This is a genomic window from Thauera aminoaromatica S2, assembly GCF_000310185.1.
In the GTDB taxonomy this organism is placed as follows: domain Bacteria; phylum Pseudomonadota; class Gammaproteobacteria; order Burkholderiales; family Rhodocyclaceae; genus Thauera; species Thauera aminoaromatica.
This window is the reverse complement of record NZ_AMXD01000215.1, coordinates 1-4,333: the sequence shown is the minus strand read 5'-3', so window position 1 is coordinate 4,333 and position 4,333 is coordinate 1. Positions and strand designations below refer to the sequence as shown.

Sequence of the window (4,333 nt, the reverse complement as noted above, 5' to 3'; positions counted from 1 at the left end):
GGCGGGCGCCCCGCCGCGGCGCCGCATTTCGTCGCCGACGCGTGTGCGCTGCCGCTGGCGCACGCCAGCCTCGGGCTGGTGTGGTCCAACCTGATGCTGCCGGCGCTCGACGACCCGCTGCCCGCCTTCCGCGAGGTGCACCGCACGCTGCAGGTGGACGGGCTCTTCATGTTCTCGACGCTCGGCCCCGACACCCTGCGCGAGCTGCGCGCCGCGCTGCCCGCCACGGCGGGTGAGCGGGTGCACCGCTTCATCGACATGCACGACCTCGGCGACGCGCTGGTGCAGGCCGGCTTCAGCGACCCGGTCATGGACATGGAGATGCTGACCCTGACCTACGCCGACCTCGACGGCCTCTTCGCCGACCTGCGCGCGAGCGGTGGCAACAACGCCGCCAGCACTCGCCCGCGCGGGCTCTCCGGCCGGACCGGCTGGGAGGCTGCGCGCGCCGCCTACGAGCGCCTGCGCCACGACGGCCGCCTGCCGGCGAGCTTCGAGATCATCCAGGGCCACGCCTGGAAGCCCGCCCCGAAGACCACCGCGGACGGACGCGCCATCGTGCGCTTCCAGCCCCGCCCGCCCGCGCGCTGAGCCCCTCCTCCCCGCACGATCCTGCCCCGAGCGAAGAAGATGTCCTCCCGTCCCGTCTGGCTGTTCGACCTCGACAACACCCTGCACAACGCCAGCCCGCACATCTTCCCGCACATCAACCGCAGCATGACGCGCTACCTCGAGCAGCACCTCGGGCTCGCCCTCGACGAGGCCAACGCGCTGCGCATGCAGTACTGGCACCGCTACGGCGCCACCATGCTCGGCCTGATGCGCCACCACGGCACCGACCCCGACCACTTCCTCGTCGAGACCCACCGCTTCGACCGCCTGCACGAGATGATGGTGTTCGAGCGCGCGCTGCGCAGCATGCTGCGCGCCCTGCCAGGGCGGCGCATGGTGTTCTCCAACGCACCACGCCACTATGCCGAGGCGGTGCTGGAGATCATGGGCGTGCGCCGGCTGTTCGAGGACGTGGTCGGCATCGAGGACCTCGACTACCACCCCAAGCCGGGCATCCGGGCCTACCGCAGCCTGCTGCAGCGCCGGCGCCTGAACGCCGCGCAATGCATCATGCTGGAAGATTCGGCCGTCAACCTGCGCACCGCCAAGCGCCTCGGCATGCGTACCGTGCTGGTGGGCGGCGGGCTGCGCACGCCGGCCTACGTGGACCTGCGCATCCCCAACATCCTCGCGCTGCGCCGCCAGCTCGGGCGGCTGCAGGTGCGCTGAGAAGAAGAACGCGTGCGGCCAGGAGCGCGCGCGACGGCGCTCGAGGCTGGCCGGCACGTCCGCGCTGGCTCAGTCGCGCAGCGCACGCTCCATCAGGCAGGCGTCCTCGCCATAGCCCGCCGGCAGCACCGCCGGCAGCGCGGCGAAGCCTTGGCGTGCCCAGAACGGCACCGCATCGGCGAGCGCCACCAGGCGCAGCCCGCGATGCCCCGCGGCGGCCGACCAGTCGCGCACGCGACCGAACAGCGCTGCCGCCACGCCCAGCCCGCGCGCCGCCGGCACCACCGCGAGGTCATGCACGAAGCCATGCCCGGCGCGTGCCGGCAAGGCTCGCAGCGGCACATGCAGGGGCGGCGCGTCGGCATCGTCCCAGGGATGTGCGAACACGTAGCCCACCGCCGCACCGTCCGCCTGCGCGAGCCAGCACGCCTGCGGCGCGAGTTCGAGCTTGCGCCCGAGCACCGCGGCCGACTCCTGGTAGCCGTCGCCGTAGGCCGCGCGCTGGATCGCCAGCACGTCCGGCAGGTCGGCCGCGCACAACGGCCGCAGGACCGGCCGCGCCGTCATCAGGCGCCGGCCTTCAGCCAGCGCGCCGCGTCGAGCGCGAAATAGGTCAGGATGCCGTCGGCGCCGGCGCGCTTGAAGGACAGCAGGGCCTCGAGCGCGCACGCCCTTTCGTCCAGCCAGCCGTTGGCCGCGGCGGCCTTGAGCATGGCGTACTCGCCGCTGACCTGGTAGGCGTAGGTCGGCACCTGCAGCTCCTGCTTCACGCGGCGCACGATGTCGAGGTAGGGCATGCCGGGCTTCACCATGAACATGTCGGCACCCTCGGCGATATCGAGCTCGACCTCGCGGAGGGCCTCGTCGCTGTTGCCCGGGTCCATCTGATAGGTGTGCTTGTTGCCCTTGCCGAGGTTGCCGGCCGAGCCCACCGCGTCGCGGAAGGGGCCGTAGAAGCTCGAGGCGTACTTTGCAGAGTAGGCCAGGATGCGGGTGTGGATGTGGCCCGCGCCGTCCAGCTCGGCGCGGATGCGGCCGATGCGGCCATCCATCATGTCGGAAGGCGCCACGACATCGGCGCCGGCCTGGGCGTGGCACAGGGCCTGCTTGGCGAGCGCCTCCAGGGTCTCGTCGTTCATCACGTAGCCGCGCGGGTCGGCGGGGTCGATGAGACCGTCCTGGCCGTGGCTGGTGTAGGGATCGAGCGCCACGTCGGTGATCACGCCCAGGTCGGGGAAGTTCGCCTTGAGCGCCTGCACGGTGCGCGGCACCAAGCCCTCCGGATTCCAGGCCTCCTCGGCGCCGGGGGTCTTGCCGGCGCGGTCGATCACCGGGAACAGCGCGAGCGCCGGCACGCCCAGGCGCATCGCCTCCTCGGCCACGCCCAACAGCCGGTCGATGCTCACACGCTCGACACCGGGCATCGAGGGCACGGCCTCGCTGCGGTCGGTGCCGTCGAGCACGAACACCGGATAGATCAGGTCGTTGGCGGTGAGCACGTGTTCGCGCATCAGACGGCGGGAAAATTCGTCACGGCGCATGCGGCGCATGCGGGTCGCGGGAAAGGCTCCAGTGGGTCGCATCTCGGTCTCTAGCAGGTCGTTGTGGAACGTGCGGCGGGGACGTGCGGCGGCGGGCGCCGACCGCAGGGCGCGCGCGGATCACCTCACGCACGGCCAGCGCAACCGCGCACGCCGGCAGGGCCGTGCGCGCGGCTTGCGGAACTTTCACGTCAGGAGCTCATCTTAGCAGGCAGATGGCGCCGTGCCCCCAGGCCGGCCATCTCCCGCTTCACCTCCCTGAGCGGGTGCCTCACGCCTGGTGAGGCATTTTCGCCCCCGACTACGTCCCCTGGTCGGGGGCTTTTGTTTGTGCGCCCGGCGGCGCATCGACCGCGCCGGCAGGCGTGTCGGCGAGGTCGCCGCCCACCGTGCCGGCTGGCACCAGCCAGCCGCCGATCACGCGCTCGACCTCCTCCACCCCGCTCTTCTTCAGGCTGGAAAACAGCTGCACGGTGACCTGCGGCCCGAGCGGCTCGAGCGCGCGACGCACCTCCTGCAGGGTCGCCGCGGCGGCGCCGCGCGAGAGCTTGTCGCTCTTGGTGAGCAGCACGTGCATCGGCCTGCCCGAGGGCGCGAACCAATCGATCATGTTGCGGTCGAGAGGCGTGAGCGGATGGCGGCTGTCCATGATCAGCACGAGTCCGATCAGGCTCTCGCGGGTACGCAGGTAGGTCTCGATCAGCCCCGACCACTGGCGGCGGATCTTCTCGGGTACCGCGGCGTAGCCGTAGCCGGGCAGATCGACGAGCAGCGCGCCGTTGTTGAGACGGAAGAAGTTGATCAGCTGGGTGCGCCCGGGCGTCTTCGACACGTAGGCCAGGCGCACGTGACCGGCGAGGGTGTTGATCGCGCTCGACTTGCCGGCGTTGGAGCGCCCGGCGAAGGCGATCTCCGCGCCCGAGGGCGGTGGCAGGCCCGAAGGCTTGGCGATCGAGATTTCGAATGTTGCGTTGCGGAACAGAGGCATGGAGGAAGATCACTGAAAACCGCGCCTTGCGCGGCGAACAGACCTCATCGCATCGCGCAATCAGGCGTTCGTGTATTAGAATACCGCGTTTGAAACAATCACTCACGGCTTTCCGAGGACATCATGATCAAGCGTTCCCTGCTGCTCTCGTCGCTTCTGCTGGTCGCCGGCGGCCTTCAGGCCCAGGACCAGGCCCCGGACCTCGAAAAGGCCAAGCAGACCGCCGAGACGGTCTGCGCGGCCTGTCACAGCGCCGACGGCAACAGCCAGCTCCCGGCCAACCCCAAGCTTGCCGGCCAGCACGAGGACTACCTCTTCAAGCAGCTGCGCGAGTTCAAGGGCTGGAACGGCAATCCGCCGGTGCGTGAGAACGCGATCATGGGCGCGATGGTCGCCGGCCTCGAGGAAGCCGACATGCGCGGCCTCGCCAAGTACTTCGCCACCTTCGAGCAGAAGCCTGAGCCGGCCAAGAGCCTCGGCACCATCGACCTCGGCCAGAAGATCTGGCGCGCGGGCATCCCCG

Annotated in this window: 6 protein-coding genes; 3 read left to right on the top strand and 3 right to left on the bottom strand. The window is 70.5% G+C overall.

Annotation, left to right across the window (positions count from 1 at the left end; genetic code table 11):
• Together C665_RS18675 and C665_RS18670 are read left to right on the top strand one after the other, a co-directional pair.
• The coding region (locus C665_RS18675; RefSeq protein WP_004326643.1) for a methyltransferase domain-containing protein at positions 1-591 on the top strand (591 nt) is incomplete at its 5' end.
• A gap of 39 nt (positions 592-630) precedes the next feature.
• Positions 631-1,281 (top strand): pyrimidine 5'-nucleotidase, encoded by a 651-nt coding sequence (locus C665_RS18670; protein ID WP_004326642.1) that lies wholly within the window; start codon positions 631-633, stop codon positions 1,279-1,281.
• Positions 1,282-1,350: 69 nt separating this feature from the next.
• Here the strand turns inward: C665_RS18670 and C665_RS18665 are convergent, their stop codons facing one another.
• From C665_RS18665 to yihA, 3 genes are all read right to left on the bottom strand, one after another.
• Positions 1,351-1,848: a GNAT family N-acetyltransferase gene (locus C665_RS18665; RefSeq protein WP_004326640.1), complete on the bottom strand. Its 498-nt coding sequence runs from the start codon at positions 1,846-1,848 to the stop codon at positions 1,351-1,353.
• Positions 1,848-2,864 carry a porphobilinogen synthase gene (gene hemB, locus C665_RS18660; RefSeq protein ID WP_004326638.1) on the bottom strand — a complete coding sequence of 339 codons (1,017 nt, stop codon included), beginning with the start codon at positions 2,862-2,864 and terminating at the stop codon, positions 1,848-1,850. Before hemB ends, C665_RS18665 begins: the two co-directional genes overlap by 1 nt.
• A gap of 259 nt (positions 2,865-3,123) precedes the next feature.
• Entirely contained in the window at positions 3,124-3,810 is a 687-nt protein-coding gene (yihA, locus tag C665_RS18655) for a ribosome biogenesis GTP-binding protein YihA/YsxC (protein ID WP_004326637.1), read from the bottom strand.
• A gap of 123 nt (positions 3,811-3,933) precedes the next feature.
• Here yihA and C665_RS18650 point away from each other — a divergent pair.
• The coding region (locus C665_RS18650) for a c-type cytochrome (protein ID WP_004326636.1) at positions 3,934-4,333 on the top strand (400 nt) is incomplete at its 3' end.